The organism is Prevotella sp. P4-51 (genome assembly GCF_002251455.1).
GTDB lineage: Bacteria > Bacteroidota > Bacteroidia > Bacteroidales > Bacteroidaceae > Prevotella.
The window spans coordinates 42,266-61,423 of the sequence record NZ_NPJM01000054.1 but is presented as its reverse complement, the minus strand read 5'-3'; the positions used below and the strand labels follow the sequence as shown (position 1 = coordinate 61,423).

Genomic DNA, 19,158 nt, shown 5'->3' with positions numbered 1-19,158 from the left:
CCGTTGAGACCGTTGCGGGCCGCAAGCGTCGAGATGCTTACGGGAGTAGACTCAATCTCCCTCTTTTAAAAAAGAAACGAACTCTGCATTCAATCGAGTTTCGTCAAACTCGGACAAGTCCCATTCGTAGCTGAAGATCTCGCCGGTGTCCTTGTCCAACCATTTGCGTTTGCGTACATGAAGATACGTAGCACGGCCACGGATGGGAAAATCCTGGATGACGTGATAGTCACCAAAGCCGTGGGATATCACATTGCCGTACTTCTTGTCCTCACGCATCTGAACCTTCTTCTCGTCAAGATAAATGTCAAAGCGGCTATCGGTCTTATCAAAACTTACAACATCGAAGTTGTCTATAAGCACATCCGGAAGAATGGCGCGTAGTAGCTTGGTCTGTTCCATATGGCAAAGGTACGACTTTATTCCTAACATACGGTGTTACCAACCGGAAAAATCCGCAGACCCTTGATTGCTGTCCAGACTGTGATGGACGCTGGAACGGTCCTGACTATGGGCAGGACCTGTGCGGTCATTTCTGCGCTTTTTCCCAGTCCTCCCACTCTCGCATAGCCTGTTGCCAGTCGGTCTGCTCGCCGCTTTCCACTGCCTGGCGCTGGCGTTCAGCCTCATCGCGGGCACGGTCGCGGGCACGCTTAGCCTTCATATAGGCAATAGTGGCGTCGTCGAGTATCTGAATGGCACCACGGTCGAGCGCGGCCTGCAGTTCGTCTTCGCCGAAAGCACGGCCAGGCTCGTTGAAGTCAGAGATGTTGAACTCGTAATTGACTCTGAGTTCATGTCTTACCTGCTTCTGCTGGGCGCGGTTACCTGCGTTCTTCAGTCTGAGCAGTTTGGCTATTTGAATGATTTCAGTCTGTGAGAATTTGTTTCTTCCCATGCTTCATTCTACTTATTTCAGTTCCAGTTCTATCACCTTGTCTATCTCGGTGGGCACCTCGTTGAGCAACAGAGTGATGCCGTCGCCGCTCTTGGCCATCTTGACAGGTCTACGGGTGACGAAGTCGACAGCGCTCTTTATCTTCTTGTTGCCAGTGGGGAGGAAGAGGCCCTTGTCCTTGAGGTCGAGGATGTGCACATAGAGCTTATTGCCCTTCTGGGTGGTCACGCCCCAGTTGTGGGGAGCCACGATGCCCGCACGGCAACCATAGATGGTCTCGCCGTAGGTCTTCATCCACTCACCCATTTCGGCCAGACGACTCACGGCCACCTCCGGGAGATTGCCGTCGGGCTGAGGGCCGATGTTCATGAGCAGGTTGGCGTTCTTGCCAGCAGCGCGGACGAGATACTGCACCAGTGTCTTCTTGTTTTTATAGTTCTGGTCGGTAATCTTATAACCCCACATACCGTTCATGGTCTCGCAGGTCTCGAGGGGCAGACGGCTGATGTCCTGGCCAGAGAGTCCGGCGGTGTTCTCACCAGGCAGGTCGCGCTCGAAGATTTGCATATCCTCACCATCGAAAGGAGTGACGTGGTGGTTGTTGCCGACGAGACAGGCGGGCTGCAGACCGTGGATGAGGGCATACTGCTCGGGCAGCTGCCAGTCGAAGTTGGGGTCTTCATTGTGGTCCCACCATCCGTCAAACCAGATGGCACCAATCTTACCATAGTTGGTAAGCAGCTCGGTCAGCTGGTTGTTCATAAACTGGTAATAGCTCTTCCAGTCGCCCTTGGCGCTGGGTCGTCCGGTACCTCTTCCGGTGCGTCCCCAGGGGTAGTCCTCGCGATACCAGTCCAGATGCGAGTAGTAGAGATGGAGGGCGATGCCCTGGCGATGACACTCGTCGGCAAGTTCCTTGAGGATGTCGCGCTTGAAGGGAGTGCCGTCTACAATATTATATTTACTGTACTTGGTCTTGAACATAGAGAAACCCTCGTGATGACGAGTGGTGAAGCAGATGTACTTGGCACCCGACGCTTTGATAGCACTGACCCACTTGGCAGCGTCAAACTCAGCGGGGTAGAAACCTTTGGCGAGCTTCTCATACTCATGATAGTTCAGGTTCTTGTTGGTCATAGTCCACTCGCCAGTGGCAAGCATACTGTAGAGACCCCAGTGGAGGAAGACACCAAAGCCCATGTCGCGGAATTCCTTTCTGGCCTGCAGATTGTCTTCGGTGGGTTCATACTTGGCGCTTGCCGATGTGGCAGTAAGCAGCAGTGCTGTCAGCGCGATGGCTACTCTCTTGAAGTTAGGCATTTTCATGTAATTTTTAATTATAGTTTGTGTCATTTCTGTGACTTCTCCTGCGCGCCCCACCCCGTTGCGCGGCGACGGAGCCATGCTTGCGGGCGCGGGCCAGAGGCTTGGCGGGCGACCGACTGTTGCCGGCAGAGCCACGGGGCGGCTCATTCCGCCACTCCTTACCGATGCTCTCCGGGCTACGGCCTCCTCTTCTGAGCGAGAGGCATGGGGCAGGTTTGGGAATTCAAAAATACACTCTTTATCTGTAACCTGCAAGTTTTTAGGTTAAAATCCTTCCCATGGAGGAAAAAAATAGGGCAAACGCAATGTAGTTCAGAAAAAAACATATACATTTGCCAAGATTTATAATCAACATCATCTAACTTGTCATGAACACAGAACAATTATCGCCTGCCAAGAAGACCATCGTGGGTGTGCAGTTTCTCTTTGTAGCCTTTGGTGCTACGGTGCTGGTACCCCTTCTTATTGGCATCAATCCCGCCACGGCACTCTTCACCGCCGGTGTGGGCACCCTCATCTTCCATGTTGTCACCAAGGAGCGCGTGCCTATCTTCCTGGGCAGCTCGTTTGCCTTTATCGCCCCTATCATAGCCGCCACCCAGCAGTGGGGACTCCCCGGAACCATAGCCGGACTCACCAGCGTGTCGCTTGTCTACTTTGTGATGAGCGCTCTGGTCAAGTGGCAGGGCCGCAAACTGCTCGACAGGCTCTTTCCGCCGGTGGTGATAGGCCCCGTCATCATCCTCATCGGCCTCTCGCTCTCGGGCAGTGCCGTCAACATGGCCAAAGACCACTGGCTGCTCGCCTTCGTATCGCTTATCACCGCCATACTGGTGCTCACGCTCTGCCGCGGACTGATGAAGCTGGTGCCCATACTCTCGGGCGTGGCAGTGGGATATATCGTGGCAGTGTGCATGGGCGAGGTCGACTTCACGGGCGTGGCCAATGCCTCATGGATAGCCATGCCGATGGCCTTTGACACCATCACCCACTTCAGCTGGAGCCCCTTCCTCTACATGTTGCCCGTAGCCATAGCGCCGGTGATAGAGCATATCGGCGATGTCTATGTGGTGAGCGCCGTGGCAGACAAGGATTTCGTCAAAGACCCTGGTCTCCACCGCACCATGCTTGGCGACGGTCTCGCCTGTCTGTGTTCCGCGTTTCTTGGAGGACCTCCCGAGACCACCTATTCGGAAGTGACAGGAGCCATGTCTATCACCAAGGTGACCAGCCCGGCCGTGATACGCATCTCTGCCCTTACCGCCATCTGCTTCTCTGTCGTGGGTAAGCTCAGCGCGCTGCTCCAGTCTATCCCCCAGGCCGTGCTGGGCGGCATCATGCTGCTGCTCTTCGGCACCATAGCCAGCGTGGGCGTGCAGAACCTGATGCAGCACCGCGTGGACATGAACGACACGCGCAACGTGATAATCATCTCCGTGATGCTCACTATGGGTCTCGGCGGCGCCGTGCTCTCCGGAGGCTCGTTTGCCATCTCGGGCATAGGTCTGTCGGCGGTCATCGGCGTGGTGCTCAATCTGGTACTGCCCAAGACCAAGGCAGAGGAAAAGTAGACCATCCAGGCACAGACCGTGACGGCCCACACCCCCTCATACACCCACCCCACCACCGCAGCGGCAAGGACTGCGGTGATGGCGGGCAGGTAGGCTAATCCTAACAATTAAAGTATATCTATCCATTAACGTTTAACTAAAAACAATGAGTACACTGACTATTGCAATCATCATCGTTTTTGTGTTCGGCTATCTGCTTATCGCGCTCGAGAGCCTGACACGTGTCAACAAGGCAGCCATAGCGCTGCTTATGTTTGTGGCGTGCTGGACGCTGTTCATGATAGACCCGGCAGCCTACATCAACGGATGCGGCTCCGACATCGCCAACCAGGTGAGCGCCGTCATCGAGCACCATCTGGGCAGCACCTCTACCACCCTGTTCTTCCTCATGGGAGCGATGACCATCGTCGAGGTGGTCGACCAGAACGGAGGCTTCAACTGGGTGCGCGGCGTGATGCAGACCCGCAGCAAGAGAGCGCTGCTATGGCGCATCAGCATCGCCACATTCTTCCTATCAGCCATACTGGACAACCTCACCACCAGCATCGTCATGGTGATGATACTGCGCAAGCTGGTCGAAGACCGCCCCACGCGCATCATCTACGCCTCGATGGTCATCATAGCCGCCAACTCGGGCGGCGCGTTCTCGCCCATAGGCGACGTGACCACCATCATGCTCTGGAACAAGGGCGTGGTGACAGCCCTCGGCGTAATCAGCGAACTGCTCATCCCCTCGCTCATCTCGATGATGGTGCCCGCCTTTATCCTGCAGTTTACCCTCAAGGGTACGCTGGCCGAGGCTGACGACAGCACCAAGACAGAGACCGCAGAGCTCGACTTCACCGAGTCGCAGCGCCGCATCGTGTTCTATGTGGGCGTAGGCGGACTCATCTTCGTGCCCATTTTCAAGGCCATCACCCATCTGCCTCCCTTTGTGGGCATCCTGCTCGTACTGGGCACCCTGTGGACCGTCACCGAGGTCTTCTACCGCCATCTGCGCCAGAAGAGCGACCGCTCGAGCATGCAGAAGCGTGTGGCTACGCTGCTCTCGCGCATCGACCTCTCTACCATACTCTTCTTCCTTGGCATCCTCATGGCTGTGGCCTGTCTCGAGCAGACCGGCGTGCTGGTAGCCTTGGGCGAGACGCTCAACGACGTATTCCAGGGCAACCACTATCTCGTCACCGGCGTGATAGGCGTGCTGTCGAGCATCGTCGACAATGTGCCCCTCGTGGCAGGATGTATGGGCATGTATCCCGTGGCACCCACAGGCGACATGGCAGTCGACGGCATCTTCTGGCAGCTGCTGGCCTATTGTGCCGGAGTGGGCGGCTCGATGCTCATCATCGGTTCGGCAGCAGGCGTAGTGGTCATGGGCCTCGAGCGCATCTCCTTCGGATGGTACATGCGCCGCATCACATGGATAGCCTTTGTGGGCTATATCGCCGGCATCATGGCCTATGCCCTCATCCGCACCTTCATCATGCCCGTGGCGCTCTAAGCCATCGGGGCAGCAACCCATACTACGGCAGCGCCTGTCAGCGCCGCCCTCATGACCCCAGCCGGGGCATCCTCGACCAAGCAGGATGCCCCGGCTGTCTGTTTGGCAGATTTGGCTGGCAGCGGCGTGGGCTGGGAGGGTATCGACAGCGGCATCGCCATCAGAGATGTCCGCGCCGAAGCCGACTCTGGCGGCGAGGAGGTCATCTGGGCTGGCTCGTATCAATAGACACGAGCCCACGTATCATACGTTACGAGCTCACGTGCCTTATGTCACGAGCCTTCGTGTCATACGATACGAGCCTCGAGAGTCAACCGCGGCGGGCGCAAAGCAGCTCACTATGAGCGCAATGGCGAATGGAGAAGAAAGTCAACACGATTGGTTCTTCCGGGGAGGCAGACCGTCTGCGCGGCGGGGCGCCCCGCGATAGCCGATAGGCTGGCATGAAAGACGGGAAAACGCACTCGCCACAGCCATCATCGGCGACGGGAAGAATAGCGGGGATGAAACGTGCGGGGAGAGCAGCCGGGGGAAAAGCCTGGGGCAAAAAAAATCCAGGGGAACGGCTCTTCCCCTGGATATCTCTCGTGGCGGTATGCCCGAGAGCAATGGTATGGCGTCTATGCGTTGACTTTGGCGAGATACTGGTCCATGAGCCACTGCTTCTGTTCAGGGATAGTCATGTGGCTGTTGTCCAGAAGTATGGCATCGTCGGCCTGGCGCAGCGGAGATACCTCGCGGTGGGAGTCGATATAGTCGCGCTCCTGCACATTCTTAAGGATATCGTCGTAGTCGGCCTCCATACCCTTGGCCTTGAGCTCATCGTAACGGCGCTGGGCACGCACCTCGGCCGAGGCGGTGACAAAAATCTTGAGCTCGGCATCGGGGAAGACGGTGGTGCCGATGTCGCGGCCGTCCATCACGATGCCCTTGTCGCGGCCCATAGCCTGCTGCTGCTCGACCATGGCTGAGCGCACAAAAGCGAGCGTGGCCACGGGGCTCACATGCGAACTCACCTCGATCGAACGTATCTCGCGCTCTACCAGAGAGCCGTTGAGATAGGTGTCGGGGCGTCCTGTCTCGGCGTTGAACTTGAAGGTAATCTGTATCTGCGGCATCAGCTGCTGCAGGCGCTCGCTGTCTATGCTGCCGTCGGCACCGAAGAGTCCCGCACGGAGGGCATAGAGGGTCACAGCACGATACATGGCGCCCGTATCGACATAGACATAACCTATCTCGCGAGCCAGGTCTTTGGCCATGGTACTCTTGCCACACGACGAGTGGCCGTCGATGGCTATCACAATTTTCTTCATATATATAATATTATAATGTATAAGCTGCATTGATGACGAGCGACGAGCTCGACACATGATACTTGCCATAGGCGACGCCTATCTTGAACCGCTCGAGCGACAGTCCGGCACCCAAGGACAGTCCGGCGCCGTGGCTGCTCTCTTCGTCGTCGCCGCTCACTATCTTCATCTCGTTGGCACGGCGCATATTGTATCCAGCGGCCACGTAGATGTTATCGGAGAGCAACACGTCGACGCCCAAGACCCAGTGGTAGATGAACTTGTAATCCCAATGGTTCATGTCGACCATCGTGGCAGAGATGCGGAAAGGCGTATGCTCGATGCGCTTGCTGGCTCCGAGCTGCACATCGATGGGCATCGACTCATAGTCGTCGTTGTAGGCTTTGAGCTGGCCTCCCAGGTTCTTGGCGACCAGCGACAGCGACCACTCCCGGTCGGCGTCGTAGTAGTTGAGCCCCAGGTCAAATCCCGCCGCAATGGAGTTGTAGTCGCCGATATACGACGTCACCATGCGGGCGGTGATGCCTCCCGCCAGGCGGTCGGTAAGCAGATAGGCAAAGGTGGCGGAGAGGGCAAGATCCTTGGCGGAGAACTCGCCAGTCTGCACGTTGCTCGCATCGGTGCGCCGCATCGTGCCATAGTTGATGTACTGCGCCCCGAAACCCAGTGACGCGCGGTCTGCCAATACCAAGGAGTAAGATGCACTGAGCATATTGGCACCCGACATGTAGTTCATATAGTTGAAACCGATGGTCTTGTCGCTCACCGATGAAAGCAGGGCGGGATTGTGGAAGGCAAGAGAGGCATCGTCGTCGGTCAGCGTGATGTTGTCGCCACCCAACGCCGCAGCATGCGCACTCACCGGCAGTCGCAGAAAGTTGTATGCTGTCTGGCTCTCCTGTGCCCGGCATGACAGAGCTAACAGTAAAAGCAGGAGAGTAAATGTACTTTTTTTCATCTATTTACCTGATTATTTCGCAAAGTTACGAGTTTTTTCAAAAAACTGAGTTAAATTTGCATATGAATTAATGCAGACGACACAAAATAATTGCCGACAATGGACAAAGCATCTCATACCAACTCTGGCGACATCGACAGCAAGCGCCTTCCGAGCTTCCTGCTGGGTGTGGTGCTTGCCCTGTCCATCCTCTACGTCGCCCTCGAGTATACCTCTATATCCCAGCCCTACCCAACCGACGACTCGCTCGACGAGATGGTGCAGGACATAGACATGCAGACTCCCGCCACCCAGCCAGACATGATGGCTGCCACCCAGCCCGACAAGCCGGTGACCACACAGGTCAAGGCGGTAGACAAGGAGGTGGACTCGCAGACCGACGAGGCCACAGACAACAGCGCCGAGGGGCCCACCTTAGTGACGGGCGGCGACGAGGCTCTCACGGACAAGGCCCATGTGAGCGAGGCCATACCCCAGACTCCTGCCGACGACAAGCCCATCCACTTCAGGGTGGTCGAGCAGATTCCACAGTTTGAGGGCGGCATGGAGGCGTTCACCAAATGGCTCACGCAGAACCTCTGCTATCCCGCCGAAGCCCAGCGGGGCGGCATACAGGGCAAGGTGGTGGTGTCGTTTATCATCAACCGCGACGGCAGCATATCCTCGCCCAAGATAGAGCAGTCGGTACATCCGCTGCTGGACCGCGAGGCGATGCGCGTGGTCAAGATAATGCCCCGGTGGAAGCCCGGCAAGGAGAACGACAAGCCCTGCCGCACGCTATTCGCCATCCCCATAGTGTTCCAGTTGTAGAATCCCTAAAACAAGATAATTATGATGACAGCCGACGAAATTCTTGCCAAGTTCAATGAATTCCTTGAGCATCTGCCTTATGACAGAAAACCGTTTAGTCTTTATGAACCCGTCAAGTATGTACTCTCTCTGGGTGGCAAACGCATCCGTCCCACGCTCATGCTGCTGGCGTACAATCTCTACAAGGACGACCCAGAGTCTATCCTTATGCCCGCCTGCGCCCTGGAGACCTACCACAACTATACACTGCTCCACGACGACCTGATGGACAATGCCGACCTGCGCCGCGGTCACATGACCGTGCACCGCCGTTGGGACGCCAACACTGCCATACTCAGCGGCGACTCCATGCTGGTGCTCGCCTATCAGCGCATGGCCCAGTGCCGTCGCGACAAGCTGGCCGACGTGCTCAACCTCTTCACCGAGACGGCTCTGGAGATAGGCGAAGGTCAGCAGTATGACATGGAGTTCGAGCAGCGCAATGATGTGACAGAGGCAGAGTACATCGAAATGATACGCCTGAAGACCAGCGTGCTGCTGGCGTGCGCGCTGAAGATTGGCGCGCTGCTTGCCGACGCTCCCGAGGCCGACTGCGACAACCTCTACCGCTTCGGTGAAAAGATAGGACTGGCCTTCCAGCTGCAGGACGATTTCCTCGATGTCTATGGCGATACCAAGGTGTTTGGCAAGGCCATCGGCGGCGACATCCTCGCCGGCAAGAAAACCTTCATGCTCATCAATGCTCTCGCCCATGCCAACGACAGTCAGCGCAAGGAGCTCGAGCAGTGGCTCGCCATCAATGACAGGCCGAAGGAGAAGATTGAGGCTGTGACCAGACTGTACAACGAGATTGGCATCGATAGAATGGCTACCGAGAAGATAGCCTTCTACTTCGCTGAGAGTCATCGCTATCTCGAGGCAGTAAACGTAAACGAGTCGCGCAAGATAGAACTGAGACGCTATGCCGAACGAATGATGAAACGCCAGTACTGATGACAATATTCATAGACACACATACGCATCTCGACGGCGAAGAGTTTGCCACCGACAGGCCCGAGGTCATCGCCCGGGCCAAGGCGGCAGGCGTAGGCAGCGTCTTCATTCCCGCCATCGACGTGAAGAGCGTCGCCACGGTGCTCGATGTCTGCCACCAATACCCCGGCTACGCCTATCCCATGATAGGTCTGCATCCCGAAGAGGTGCGCGAAGACTGGGCTAAGCAGCTCGACACGATGCAGACGATGCTCGACGCCGACCGCAACGGCAAGCAGGAGTTTATAGCCATCGGCGAAGTGGGCCTCGACTACTACTGGTCGCGCGAATATGAACACGAGCAGTTGCTTGCCTTTGAGCGGCAGGTGCAATGGGCAATAGAGTATCGGCTGCCACTGATGATACACTGCCGCAAGGGGCAGAACGAGATGGTAAAGCTACTGCGCAAGTATGAGCAGGAACTGGTGGGCGGCGTATTCCACTGCTTTACCGGCAACCAGAACGAAGCCCAGGAGCTCCTCGGCTTCGAGCGGTTCAGCCTGGGTATAGGCGGTGTGCTCACCTTCAAGAGCAGCCATCTCCGCGATGACCTCCCCGCCGTCGTGCCGCTCAGCCGCATCGTCCTCGAGACCGACAGCCCCTATATGGCGCCCGTCCCCCATCGCGGAAAGCGCAACGAGAGTGCCTATGCGGCCGACGTAATGCGCTGCCTGGCCGCCAGCTACGGCGTGAGCGATGACGAGGTGGCCCAACAGACCAACAGGAATGTAGAACGTATCTTCGGAATAAAATAGGGTAAATATAAAAAAACTCAAGACAAAAGCCACGATTACCAAAGTTTTTTCGTACTTTTGCACGAGCTAAGAGGAGAGATGCTCGAGTGGCTTAAGAGGCACGCCTGGAAAGCGTGTATACGCCAAAAGCGTATCGGGGGTTCGAATCCCCCTCTCTCCGCCAAAGAGTCCTGTAAGTCGAAAGACTTGCAGGACTCTTTTATTATAATCCTGCCGTGCCTTTCAAAAATTACATTTACGACCAATAGTGTAGTTTTATACATTTTCTATATCATTTCATACAAACCATCTGCAACGATTTGCTTATGGCATATACATAGCCTAATTATGTATAGAAAAGCAATGAAGAAAGTATTAGTAGTTAGTTTTGGGCGGTATGATGGCGTAAACATAATTTGTGTTTACTATCAGACTCTTGCCAACACGCGTAAAGAAATTCTGCTTCAGCTTGTTAAAGGCTTCTACAAAGTAGTGCAACTGGAACGTCATCGTCACCGACTCTCCGTTGAAGAGATGCACGTCACAGTAGTTGCCAAAAGCTTCTATATAGGCAATGTCGTCCGTTGGCAACATAGTTAGATTCAGTACAGCATAACTCATTGGAAATCTTGCATTATTCAGAGGGTTGAGACGATGGCGGTGCTAACGTTTGCATAACTTTTTCCCCATATTTTCCATCTTCCCTAATATAGCGTAATGCAAAAATACATATATTTGCAGTCGAAAAAAACCAAAGAACGAGGATGGTCTTGGTTCTGCATAATGTGCAGGACCTGCTCTACTAACTAAAAACGTAGCATATCTATTAATAACGCGATAATTCTGAAAAGATGAAAAAATTAACTAAAAGCCTATTTGTCCTTATGTTGATGCTTGGGACAATATTGGAGATGAAGGCAGCAGATGTATATCTGCTTACAGCCCAAAAAAATCAACGGTATCGTTGGTGAGTATAAAGTGCCAAGCAACCATCAGCTTGCTCAGAACACTTCTTATGGCGACAATGTGTATTCCCTTAAAATCACTTCCATGCCCGAAACGAGTTTCTGGTTCCGTATCGGAGTGTCAGGGGAGAGTAATCAGATGCAGCCTGAAGTCAATGGTGATCCGCTTACGATAAACGAGGAAGGAACACAAAATCCCACCTATTATAATAATATATCAAACGGAAGTGATAAAGCCTGGAAAGTAAGCTATACGGCGGGCGAATATGAATATCTCACGGTTAATGTGGACATCACAGAAGGCGCGACGCGCCGCGTATGGATAGAAGGAAAGAAAACTTCCACAGGAGGAAGCGGTGGGCCTGTTGTAGGGCCTGCAACAGATGTCGAACCGGGTTACTATCTCGTGGGCAATTTCTTCTCGCCATATAATAAAGGTGGAGAATATAATCCGGGGGGCGACGGCGCAACGATAGACTATAAAAAACATGTGTATTTCAAATTCGAACAGCAAAGGGACAAGAGCTATTCGTTCAGCATCCCGGCATGCCTCACGGCACATGCACAGATTCTTGCTGTTGACGAGTATGACAATAAGATGGTTTACGGACCGGGCGAGGTATTCAACCTGCATGGTGCAAAGGATAATACCAGCGCATGGCCGTCAACAAACGGAACTGTGGGAACTATTTGTGGAACAACAGGGGCAAAGACACTTCTCGGTTCTGCGACAATGGAAGAGGGCAACAACTACTGGAATCTCGTGACCCGCAATGACGGAGTGATAGACGACGATGGCATGTATACCTTCAGCTTTAGGCTTGACAAAGACGGAAACCCCTCCGACTGGCAGGTGAAGCATGATGCCAATACACGTGTGACTTATTTTATTGACAACAAGGAAGGGGCTACGGCGCAGCCGCTCTATGACACTCGTACAGGTGGCCAGGGAAATTTCAGCGACAAGATGGAAGCTCCGCTCTATTTTGATGGTTCCAACAGCTATTGGGCAATCGATTATATTGTGAATGACGTATCCTCTACAGGGACACTTGCTCAGGCTAAAACGGCAACGCCGGATATTCATGCCACAAAGAGCGTAAACAACAATTCCGGAACTCACGATAAACTATTCTTCCTCGGCAACGGAGGTGTTGACTACAATTCTACCAGCGAGTATCGTGACAAGGTATGGGCTAACCAGAAACCTTTCACCCTTCATCTGCAGGGTATAAAGAGAATACACTATAATCCTAACAAAGGAAATAACGATTTGTCAATGCAAGACGGCAGTTATGGTCTGTCGGGCAGTATAGAGATAATCAACGGCAATGCTGACGATGCTGAGTCCCTGATAAAAACCATGTCTATGATAGGCGATGCCGTGGAAGGAACTTATGATGCAGCAACGGGCAATTGGCAGTATACTTCTACCGCAGGAGACATGAAGTATGATGACAACGAGCATTGCTTCTCGCTGACGATATCTACTGTAGACGCAAAATACGCCAAATCGCATTTCAGGTTTGTTGCCAACCGTGACGCAGACCAAAACTGGGGCGAGACGGACAACAATATTACAAACAATAAAGGATTCGCAAGACCCACTTATGATAATGCCGCTGATGCAGACAACCACTCTTGTATGCCTGACGATGCGAACGACGTGCAGTTCCGTAAAACGGCGAGAGAGGATGAGGAGGGCTTCGGAAGCACAACTCCTAATAAGAAGGATATCCTCTGGAACCGTCCCGCAGGAATATGGACGATAAGGTTCTACCCAGAGCTTGACAAGGATGGTAAAGACATCTCTCGCTATACCATATCAGAAACAAAAGTCATCAAGATGCCTTTCACCTATTGTGTAGGGAAGTTTATCCGTACATACAGCAACAATGTGGCAATGGCACCTGTCGACGACAACGTGAAAGTGTATGAGGCATATCGCTACAAAAAACCGGAGAATGCAGGAGACCCACTTTCAGAGCGTATGGGTACGGTTTATCTTCGTCAGCTCAAATACATTCCGGCAAATATGGGAGTAGTACTCGTAGGGGAAGTGCCTGAGGGATCCTTCTCCGACGGCGACAAACTGGATTTCTCTTTGAGGGAAGCACCGGCTGAAATGCCGTTAGAAGGTGATAATTACACGGCAGTGTGGACAAAGGCAGACGAGTATGCCGGTCAAGAATGGAACAACTATCTCAAGCCGACAGTCACGGCTATCGACAATCTCGGAAATGCTGATACCGATGCTGATGGAAAAATACTCCATCGCTTCTTCGGTCTTGCAAACTTCCATTCCACTAACTATTACAAGCAGAATGGGACAGGAGACGACTATATCGGTTTCTTCCGCCTTACGCAGAATGGTAGAAGCGATGCCAACAAGGCTTACCTGAGTATTCCGGCAAATACTGTTGTAGACGGTGGAGTAGGAGCGAAGTTCGGGTATATCGATTTTAACGGACAGTTTCTCGGAAATGAGACGGACCTGAACAATCAGTCGCTTGCCAAGATGGCTATTGTCTTCGATGACGAAGATAATGGCGGAAGCACTACTTCTATAACAGAAGTCAAGCCGAATAGTACAGACGGCAACGCATCGTTCTATACCCTTCAGGGAGTAAAGGTGTCACGTCCTGTCAAAGGAGTGTATATTCATAATGGAAAGAAATTTATCAAATAAGAAACCAAGGAAATATGAAAAGTTATATTAAGCCGGAAGTCAATGTGTATAAAGTTAGAATCGAGTCTCTTCTTTGTGGAAGCGAAGGTGGACAGATAGTAGGTGGGTTTGCCCCAAAACGTGACTTTTCTCACTTTGATGAGGAAAATGGTGACGGACATACTGGTCGCGGCGATTTTTGGGATGACTAAGACTTTGAAGATTGAATGAAATATTCTGAATAAATGTAGTTTTAGTTGCGTTAAGCAATCCGGTTAGTAGTGAGACAATCTGTAAGTAGCTTTAGTGGATATTATCCCTAAAAGCTCTTGCAGAATGTCTCTTTTTCGTTAGAAAAAGTGTGTATTTGGTTGATTATTCGTTAGAGAAAGTGTATAGTTTACCCCAATTCTGGATTATTGCTGTCCGCTAAAACTTTTTTTGAGCATATAAAAATTAGGGCTGGATTCCTCGCTTGGAATTCAGCCCTTTTAGTTACCTTTGTTTCTTGTTGTAAATTTCAATTCAAGTAACTATGAACAAAGGTACACATTTTAGCGGATAGCCGATGTATGGTCAGCTAATAAATTTGCTCAACAAGGAAGATATTCTCAAATTCAGCCGCGAGTATAATGGTGAACGCTACGTAAAGCGCTTTGATGCCTACCAGCATATGGCAATAATGCTTTACGCTGTCATCAGAAAATTCGACACATTGCGCGAGATTACAGATTCTATGTTTCCTGAAGCGCGCAAGCTCGCCCATTTGGGCATAAGGACGATGCCAAGGCGCAGCACTTTGTCTGATGCCAACGCCCGCAGGCCTGAGGCCGTGTTTGAGGCCACGTACCGCAGCCTGTACGCCCGATACAAGGACGAACTTTCCTCGGACAGCCGAAAACGGCGGATGCCTGCATGGTTAAACCGCCTACAGATTATCGACTCCACGACAATAAGCCTTTTTTCCAACCTCATTTTCAAAGGCGTAGGCAGGCATCCCAAGACCGGGGAAAAAAAGGGTGGTATAAAAGTGCACACCAATATCCACGCCAACGAGTTCGTGCCGTCTGACATCAAGTTCACGTCAGCCGCAACCAATGACAGCTTTATGCTGAAGCCCGCGAATTATAACGATGGAGATATCATTGCCATGGACAGGGCCTACATAGACTATGCCAGGTTTGAGGAACTGACCAATCGTGGTGTCACATACGTGACAAAAATTAAGAAGAATCTTGTATATGATACTCTTTCTGACACAATGTACATGTTGCCGTGTGGCCTCATGGAGTGTAGAGTCCAGGTCGTGGAGTTCAGGAAACATATAAAGGGCGGAGAGAATATCAAACACAAGGCCCGTATTGTCACCTATGTCGATCCTGCGAAGAAAAAGGCGAAAGTCATATCGTTGCTTACCAACGACATGACCATGGAGGTGGAAGACATCATCGACATATACCGCCAAAGGTGGGAAATAGAGTTGCTGTTCAAGCAGTTGAAACAAAATTTCCCGCTTAAATACTTCTATGGGGAGAGCGCCAACGCCATCAAGATACAGATTTGGGTCACCCTGATAGCCAATCTCCTTCTGATGGTCATAAAAAAACGCATCAAACGCTCTTGGAGCTTTTCTGGATTGGCATCAATGGTAAGAATCATGCTCATGTATTATGTGAACTGCTATACTTTTCTTGAGGAACCAGAAAAAGACTGGGCAAAAATGGTTCAGGAGGCTAAGGAAATACCTCCTGAACCAAGCCTTTTTGATTAGAGTGGGGGCTTACTTTTTGAAAAAGCAATCCCGAAGTCCCATTTTCAGAGGACTTCGGGCGAGGGATTTGTGCTCTTTAGAGTTTTAGCGGACAGCAATAATAGCTAATACTTACGACGGCGATCGAAAATGTCTATCTTTATATCCTTGATGATATAGTCTTTCAAGAGATTGGCCACACCATATGGAGTGATGTCATCGGGCTGGTTATAGCAAAAATCATCGTCATCGACAGTGTATGGAGGTACAAATGTCACTACGATACTTGCTGTATTTACCGCACACGCTGTGTCAGACCTCACGGGGGTGCATTCCATACTGCGTAGCCAGGCTCCGCATAGGTAGGTTTTCCCCTTTGGGTCTATATAGGGGGATGTGCCCTGCGACTCACAATCTTTCAGGGGCATTTCCCATATATACTGATTAATTAGCACCTCAAACTTCTTGCCGATAAAATAGCTGCGCTGGTCGTAGAAATTCTGTTTTAGAAAGGCTATTGTATCTCCTCGAAACTCTTTCAATGGGTGGTAGGTATAACTCTGTGCGCATACCTTAGACAGCCCTGCTATGAAGGCTATGAGCAATAATAACTTTTTCATTCTTGGCATATTTTAGTGATTATGTATTTTGCATTGGCTTTCTTGTAAGCCCCGTATGAAGTATAATGAGTTTCAATATCTCCACCGGCATCTTTCTCATTTTTAATTTTCGTAAGGCAAACACCAGTATCAAAATATTGTAAGATAGCGGCAAGTCGGAATAAGTTTTTATCTTCTCCTTTGTATTTGCTAAATGATTTCTTTTCCGTGTTAAAAAAATAGAGAATGTCTTGCAATGTTTCCTTCTATATTTGTATCTATTGTTGGAATATCTCCCCATGGACTATAAGGTTTTCCCCAATATCCTCCTCTATTGGGGTGTGGGGCTGTAACCTCGTATTCTGGAATTTCGAGTTCCCAGTTATCAGAGCTATCTGCGTCGGCAAATCTGGTCAGAGACGATTTGAGACCCTGATAGAGCCTCTTTGATGAGATTAGAATCCGAAGATAGACATAGCAAAAATACAAATTAAATCTGAGGAACTCATTCCTTTTGGAGGAATATTTTCAATCATGGAGCAATTTGACTCCACATTGTCATCCGTAATCGACTCAACCCTCGGTCTAAGGTGTAGATTGTTCCATCTCATGGCACGTTTTCTCGCCATGACAGAGCTTAAGTAAACTTAGCTCTGCTCATCTGGCTTAACGAAAACGTTCGTTTCCATCAGAAGGACACGCTGAAGATGTTCTTTGAGAGATTTGAACAGAACGGTCTTACTATCAATTATTTCAGAGCTGATTGCGGGTCATATTCCGAGGAAATCATAGTATACTACTTTAATGGGGACGTTTCTCGAATAGCACCCAAAATATGAACCGTCGTATGCGGAACCGCATATACGGTGGTGTGAGAGGTCGGAAAACGAAAGTAGGAAGAAAACTACTTCGTTTTCCTCCTACTCGATTTATTGTTTCCATTACACTCCCGACAGTGGAGATGATAGATAGGACGGTGGAGATGATGGATAGGACGACGGAGATGACCCCGGCTTACTTGGTGACCACCTTGATGATACACTTGGGTTCACGCCCGGCTTCCTTGGCATACTTGACATAAGTCGCAGTACCCTTGTCCTTGATAATCGTCACCGAATCTATCTTGGAGGATGGCGTCTTCTTCATTTCCGAATAAGGCACTATCTTGCCATTGATGACGCAGAGCACATCCTCCTTCTTGTCTACACTTGTGCTCTGGGTTGTATTCACCGTGATGCTGTCGACGTCGACTTTCGTTACAGTTGTAAACGTCTTCACATCACTTATGGTTCTGCCTTTGGTCTTATAGTCAGAAGTGACGATGACGTGAATGTTGCGCACTGGCTCTATCGAGTATTTCACGATGGTTTTGCCATTGAGTTGACTGCCGTCAAAGTTTTCCACCTGATGTCCATCTATCACATAGACCGGCTTTTTAATCTTCTGCGCACTCATGGTTGCGACAGAGAGTACTGCTACGAGCAGTAAGATAATCGTTCTTTTCATTTTGATATGATTTAGAAGTTTATGGATTGCGATATCAATTCTATGGATGACTCGCCCGAGCCCCGCCTGAGCATATACGAGTTGGAGTTACCGTTGTCTGACACGGTACTGACCTTGAACTCGTCGTCGTGAGAAGAGATGACGATATCATCGGGCACCACATCGGCCAGCAGAGCCACCGCCTCCAGCAGTTCTGGGGTACTGATGCGCTCGGTCTGCTTTTCCTGCGATCTACCAGCAGACTTGGCGGGTTTAGGAGCCGTCTCTGCGCGAGGTTCTACCTTCTGGGGCGGCACATCGGACGTGGTCTCCACTACGCGCTTGACCTCAACCTGCCGCCTGATCTCAGCCACAGGCTTCTGAGCCATCTCCCCGCTATTCCTCATCATGGGGATAGCGATTACCATGACCGCTACGACACAGGCTGCCACCACCCAGATCCACAGAGTTGCGCTCTTGGCTTTCTTTCGGGGAACCCGAGCCAGCATGGCGTCCTTTTCATCCTCACTGAAGTCATAGACATCGGTAGAGAAGCTGTCAAACAGCTCCTTATACACCATCCACTCTTCGGGGATAGCCTCAGCCGTGCAGAAGTAGTCCGACAGCAGCTGTTCTTCCGACTCCGTTGTCAGTCCTTGGACAAACCTTTCAAGAAGTTTTCCTATGTTTTCATTAGTCTGTATCATAACTCTGGCCCTTTCATTAGTTGTACGAGTGCCATCCGAGCCTTGCTTATCATGCCCCGGACCGACGACTCCGACGTTCCCATTATCTTGGCGATATCCGCATACTGCATATTCTCCACATTGCGCATCCTGAGCATTGCCCGTTGCTTGTCTGTGAGCGCCCGGACGCTACGTTGCAGCCGTTGCCGTCCCTCCCGTTCCTCCAACTGTATCTCCGGATTGGCGTGCGAGGCCACCTCCCATGCCCCATCTATAGAGACAATCTGCCGCTTGTCGCGCAGCATGTTGAGCGATACGTTCCGGCAGACCACGGCAGCCATATTCCTCATCTTCGAGGCTTCTGCCACACGGTCTCTGACTACCCACAGCTTCACAAGAGTCTCCTGGACGGCATCCTCTGCGTCGTCTGCATCGTTCAGATAGTGCCTTGCCTGCTTCAGCAGATTGCTGCGCAGACCCTCTACACCATGTATGAACTCTTGTATATCCATCGTCGCTAAGATTTGTTACTACTATAATAACACGAAAAGCCTGGTTTCGCTACCAGAGCAACCAGACTTTTTCTTTATAGTTGTCTACTAAGCCAACCAGATGGTCAAGCATAGCATTATGGATGCAACGATAATCCGTAGAAAACGTCGCAAGATTTGCGACAAAGTTAATAAATAAATGTCGCAACCACAAACAAAAGCAGGGAATTTAGATATAAAAAGACAATAGTACGACTCAGACGATACGCAACCGATGACAGCGCTGCGGGCATTACCATTAGCGGCGCCGTGACCACCATGGGCGGCTCGTAACTTATGACACGAGACCTCGTGCCTTATGATACGTAGGC

General features: G+C 51.3%; 20 protein-coding genes and 1 tRNA gene. 10 read left to right on the top strand and 11 right to left on the bottom strand.

All coding sequences use genetic code 11. The features are described from left to right. Positions 1–51 precede the first annotated feature (51 nt). The 3 genes from CIK94_RS08200 to CIK94_RS08190 form a co-directional block, all read right to left on the bottom strand. On the bottom strand, positions 52–402 hold the full coding sequence (locus tag CIK94_RS08200) for a hypothetical protein (RefSeq protein ID WP_094387020.1): 351 nt from the start codon (positions 400–402) through the stop codon (positions 52–54). 127 nt (positions 403–529) lie between these two features. Continuing rightward, the gene (locus CIK94_RS08195; RefSeq protein ID WP_094386718.1) at positions 530–898 is read right to left on the bottom strand and encodes a hypothetical protein; all 369 of its coding nucleotides are present in this window, start codon (positions 896–898) and stop codon (positions 530–532) included. Positions 899–910: 12 nt separating this feature from the next. After that, complete coding sequence (locus tag CIK94_RS08190) at positions 911–2,224, bottom strand: alpha-L-fucosidase (protein WP_173845690.1); 1,314 nt, start codon at positions 2,222–2,224, stop codon at positions 911–913. A 368-nt stretch (positions 2,225–2,592) separates the two neighbouring features. Between CIK94_RS08190 and CIK94_RS08185 the strand changes: the two genes are divergently transcribed. From CIK94_RS08185 to CIK94_RS14410, 3 genes are all read left to right on the top strand, one after another. Then, positions 2,593–3,795: a uracil-xanthine permease family protein gene (locus tag CIK94_RS08185; protein ID WP_094422559.1), complete on the top strand. Its 1,203-nt coding sequence runs from the start codon at positions 2,593–2,595 to the stop codon at positions 3,793–3,795. A gap of 145 nt (positions 3,796–3,940) precedes the next feature. Continuing rightward, positions 3,941–5,296, top strand: a complete 1,356-nt coding sequence (gene nhaD / locus CIK94_RS08180; RefSeq protein ID WP_094422557.1) for a sodium:proton antiporter NhaD — start codon at positions 3,941–3,943, stop codon at positions 5,294–5,296. A gap of 51 nt (positions 5,297–5,347) precedes the next feature. After that, positions 5,348–5,524, top strand: coding sequence for a hypothetical protein (locus tag CIK94_RS14410; RefSeq protein WP_158216545.1), 177 nt, complete (start codon positions 5,348–5,350; stop codon positions 5,522–5,524). A gap of 392 nt (positions 5,525–5,916) precedes the next feature. On the opposite strand, the gene cmk is transcribed toward CIK94_RS14410, so the two are convergent. Both cmk and porQ read right to left on the bottom strand, forming a co-directional pair. Continuing rightward, on the bottom strand, positions 5,917–6,609 hold the full coding sequence (gene cmk / locus CIK94_RS08175) for a (d)CMP kinase (protein WP_022311278.1): 693 nt from the start codon (positions 6,607–6,609) through the stop codon (positions 5,917–5,919). 10 nt (positions 6,610–6,619) lie between these two features. Continuing rightward, positions 6,620–7,567 (bottom strand): type IX secretion system protein PorQ, encoded by a 948-nt coding sequence (porQ, locus tag CIK94_RS08170; RefSeq protein ID WP_094422555.1) that lies wholly within the window; start codon positions 7,565–7,567, stop codon positions 6,620–6,622. 99 nt (positions 7,568–7,666) lie between these two features. Between porQ and CIK94_RS08165 the strand changes: the two genes are divergently transcribed. The 4 genes from CIK94_RS08165 (at position 7,667) to CIK94_RS08150 (ending at position 10,327) form a co-directional block, all read left to right on the top strand. Beyond that, positions 7,667–8,377 carry an energy transducer TonB gene (locus CIK94_RS08165; protein WP_094389194.1) on the top strand — a complete coding sequence of 237 codons (711 nt, stop codon included), beginning with the start codon at positions 7,667–7,669 and terminating at the stop codon, positions 8,375–8,377. A 21-nt stretch (positions 8,378–8,398) separates the two neighbouring features. Continuing rightward, positions 8,399–9,370: a polyprenyl synthetase family protein gene (locus CIK94_RS08160; RefSeq protein WP_173845688.1), complete on the top strand. Its 972-nt coding sequence runs from the start codon at positions 8,399–8,401 to the stop codon at positions 9,368–9,370. Continuing rightward, positions 9,370–10,164 (top strand): TatD family hydrolase, encoded by a 795-nt coding sequence (locus CIK94_RS08155; RefSeq protein ID WP_094422553.1) that lies wholly within the window; start codon positions 9,370–9,372, stop codon positions 10,162–10,164. Before CIK94_RS08160 ends, CIK94_RS08155 begins: the two co-directional genes overlap by 1 nt. A gap of 72 nt (positions 10,165–10,236) precedes the next feature. Beyond that, positions 10,237–10,327, top strand: a tRNA-Ser gene (locus tag CIK94_RS08150). 191 nt (positions 10,328–10,518) lie between these two features. Here the strand turns inward: CIK94_RS08150 and CIK94_RS08145 are convergent. Continuing rightward, positions 10,519–10,737, bottom strand: coding sequence for a LytTR family DNA-binding domain-containing protein (locus CIK94_RS08145; protein WP_158214788.1), 219 nt, complete (start codon positions 10,735–10,737; stop codon positions 10,519–10,521). Positions 10,738–11,169: 432 nt separating this feature from the next. On the opposite strand from CIK94_RS08145, the gene CIK94_RS08140 reads away from it, so the two are divergent. The 3 genes from CIK94_RS08140 (at position 11,170) to CIK94_RS08135 (ending at position 15,547) form a co-directional block, all read left to right on the top strand. Beyond that, positions 11,170–13,797, top strand: a complete 2,628-nt coding sequence (locus tag CIK94_RS08140; RefSeq protein ID WP_144008351.1) for a hypothetical protein — start codon at positions 11,170–11,172, stop codon at positions 13,795–13,797. Between the two features lie 14 nt (positions 13,798–13,811). Next, positions 13,812–13,988 (top strand): hypothetical protein, encoded by a 177-nt coding sequence (locus CIK94_RS14405; protein ID WP_158216544.1) that lies wholly within the window; start codon positions 13,812–13,814, stop codon positions 13,986–13,988. Positions 13,989–14,344: 356 nt separating this feature from the next. Further along, a complete protein-coding gene (locus CIK94_RS08135; RefSeq protein WP_254046173.1) occupies positions 14,345–15,547 on the top strand; it encodes an IS4 family transposase in 1,203 nt (400 codons plus the stop codon). A 104-nt stretch (positions 15,548–15,651) separates the two neighbouring features. On the opposite strand, the gene CIK94_RS08130 is transcribed toward CIK94_RS08135, so the two are convergent. The 5 genes from CIK94_RS08130 to CIK94_RS08105 all read right to left on the bottom strand — a co-directional run bounded on the left by CIK94_RS08130 (position 15,652) and on the right by CIK94_RS08105 (position 18,808). After that, the gene (locus tag CIK94_RS08130; RefSeq protein WP_094384405.1) at positions 15,652–16,146 is read right to left on the bottom strand and encodes a hypothetical protein; all 495 of its coding nucleotides are present in this window, start codon (positions 16,144–16,146) and stop codon (positions 15,652–15,654) included. Then, positions 16,143–16,382, bottom strand: a complete 240-nt coding sequence (locus tag CIK94_RS08125; protein WP_094384407.1) for a hypothetical protein — start codon at positions 16,380–16,382, stop codon at positions 16,143–16,145. Before CIK94_RS08125 ends, CIK94_RS08130 begins: the two co-directional genes overlap by 4 nt. A gap of 757 nt (positions 16,383–17,139) precedes the next feature. Then, a complete protein-coding gene (locus tag CIK94_RS08115; RefSeq protein WP_144008350.1) occupies positions 17,140–17,631 on the bottom strand; it encodes a hypothetical protein in 492 nt (163 codons plus the stop codon). A gap of 11 nt (positions 17,632–17,642) precedes the next feature. Continuing rightward, entirely contained in the window at positions 17,643–18,317 is a 675-nt protein-coding gene (locus CIK94_RS08110) for a hypothetical protein (RefSeq protein ID WP_094422545.1), read from the bottom strand. Next, positions 18,314–18,808 (bottom strand): RNA polymerase sigma factor, encoded by a 495-nt coding sequence (locus CIK94_RS08105; protein ID WP_094422544.1) that lies wholly within the window; start codon positions 18,806–18,808, stop codon positions 18,314–18,316. The genes CIK94_RS08110 and CIK94_RS08105 overlap by 4 nt, the downstream gene beginning before the upstream one ends. Positions 18,809–19,158 lie beyond the last annotated feature (350 nt).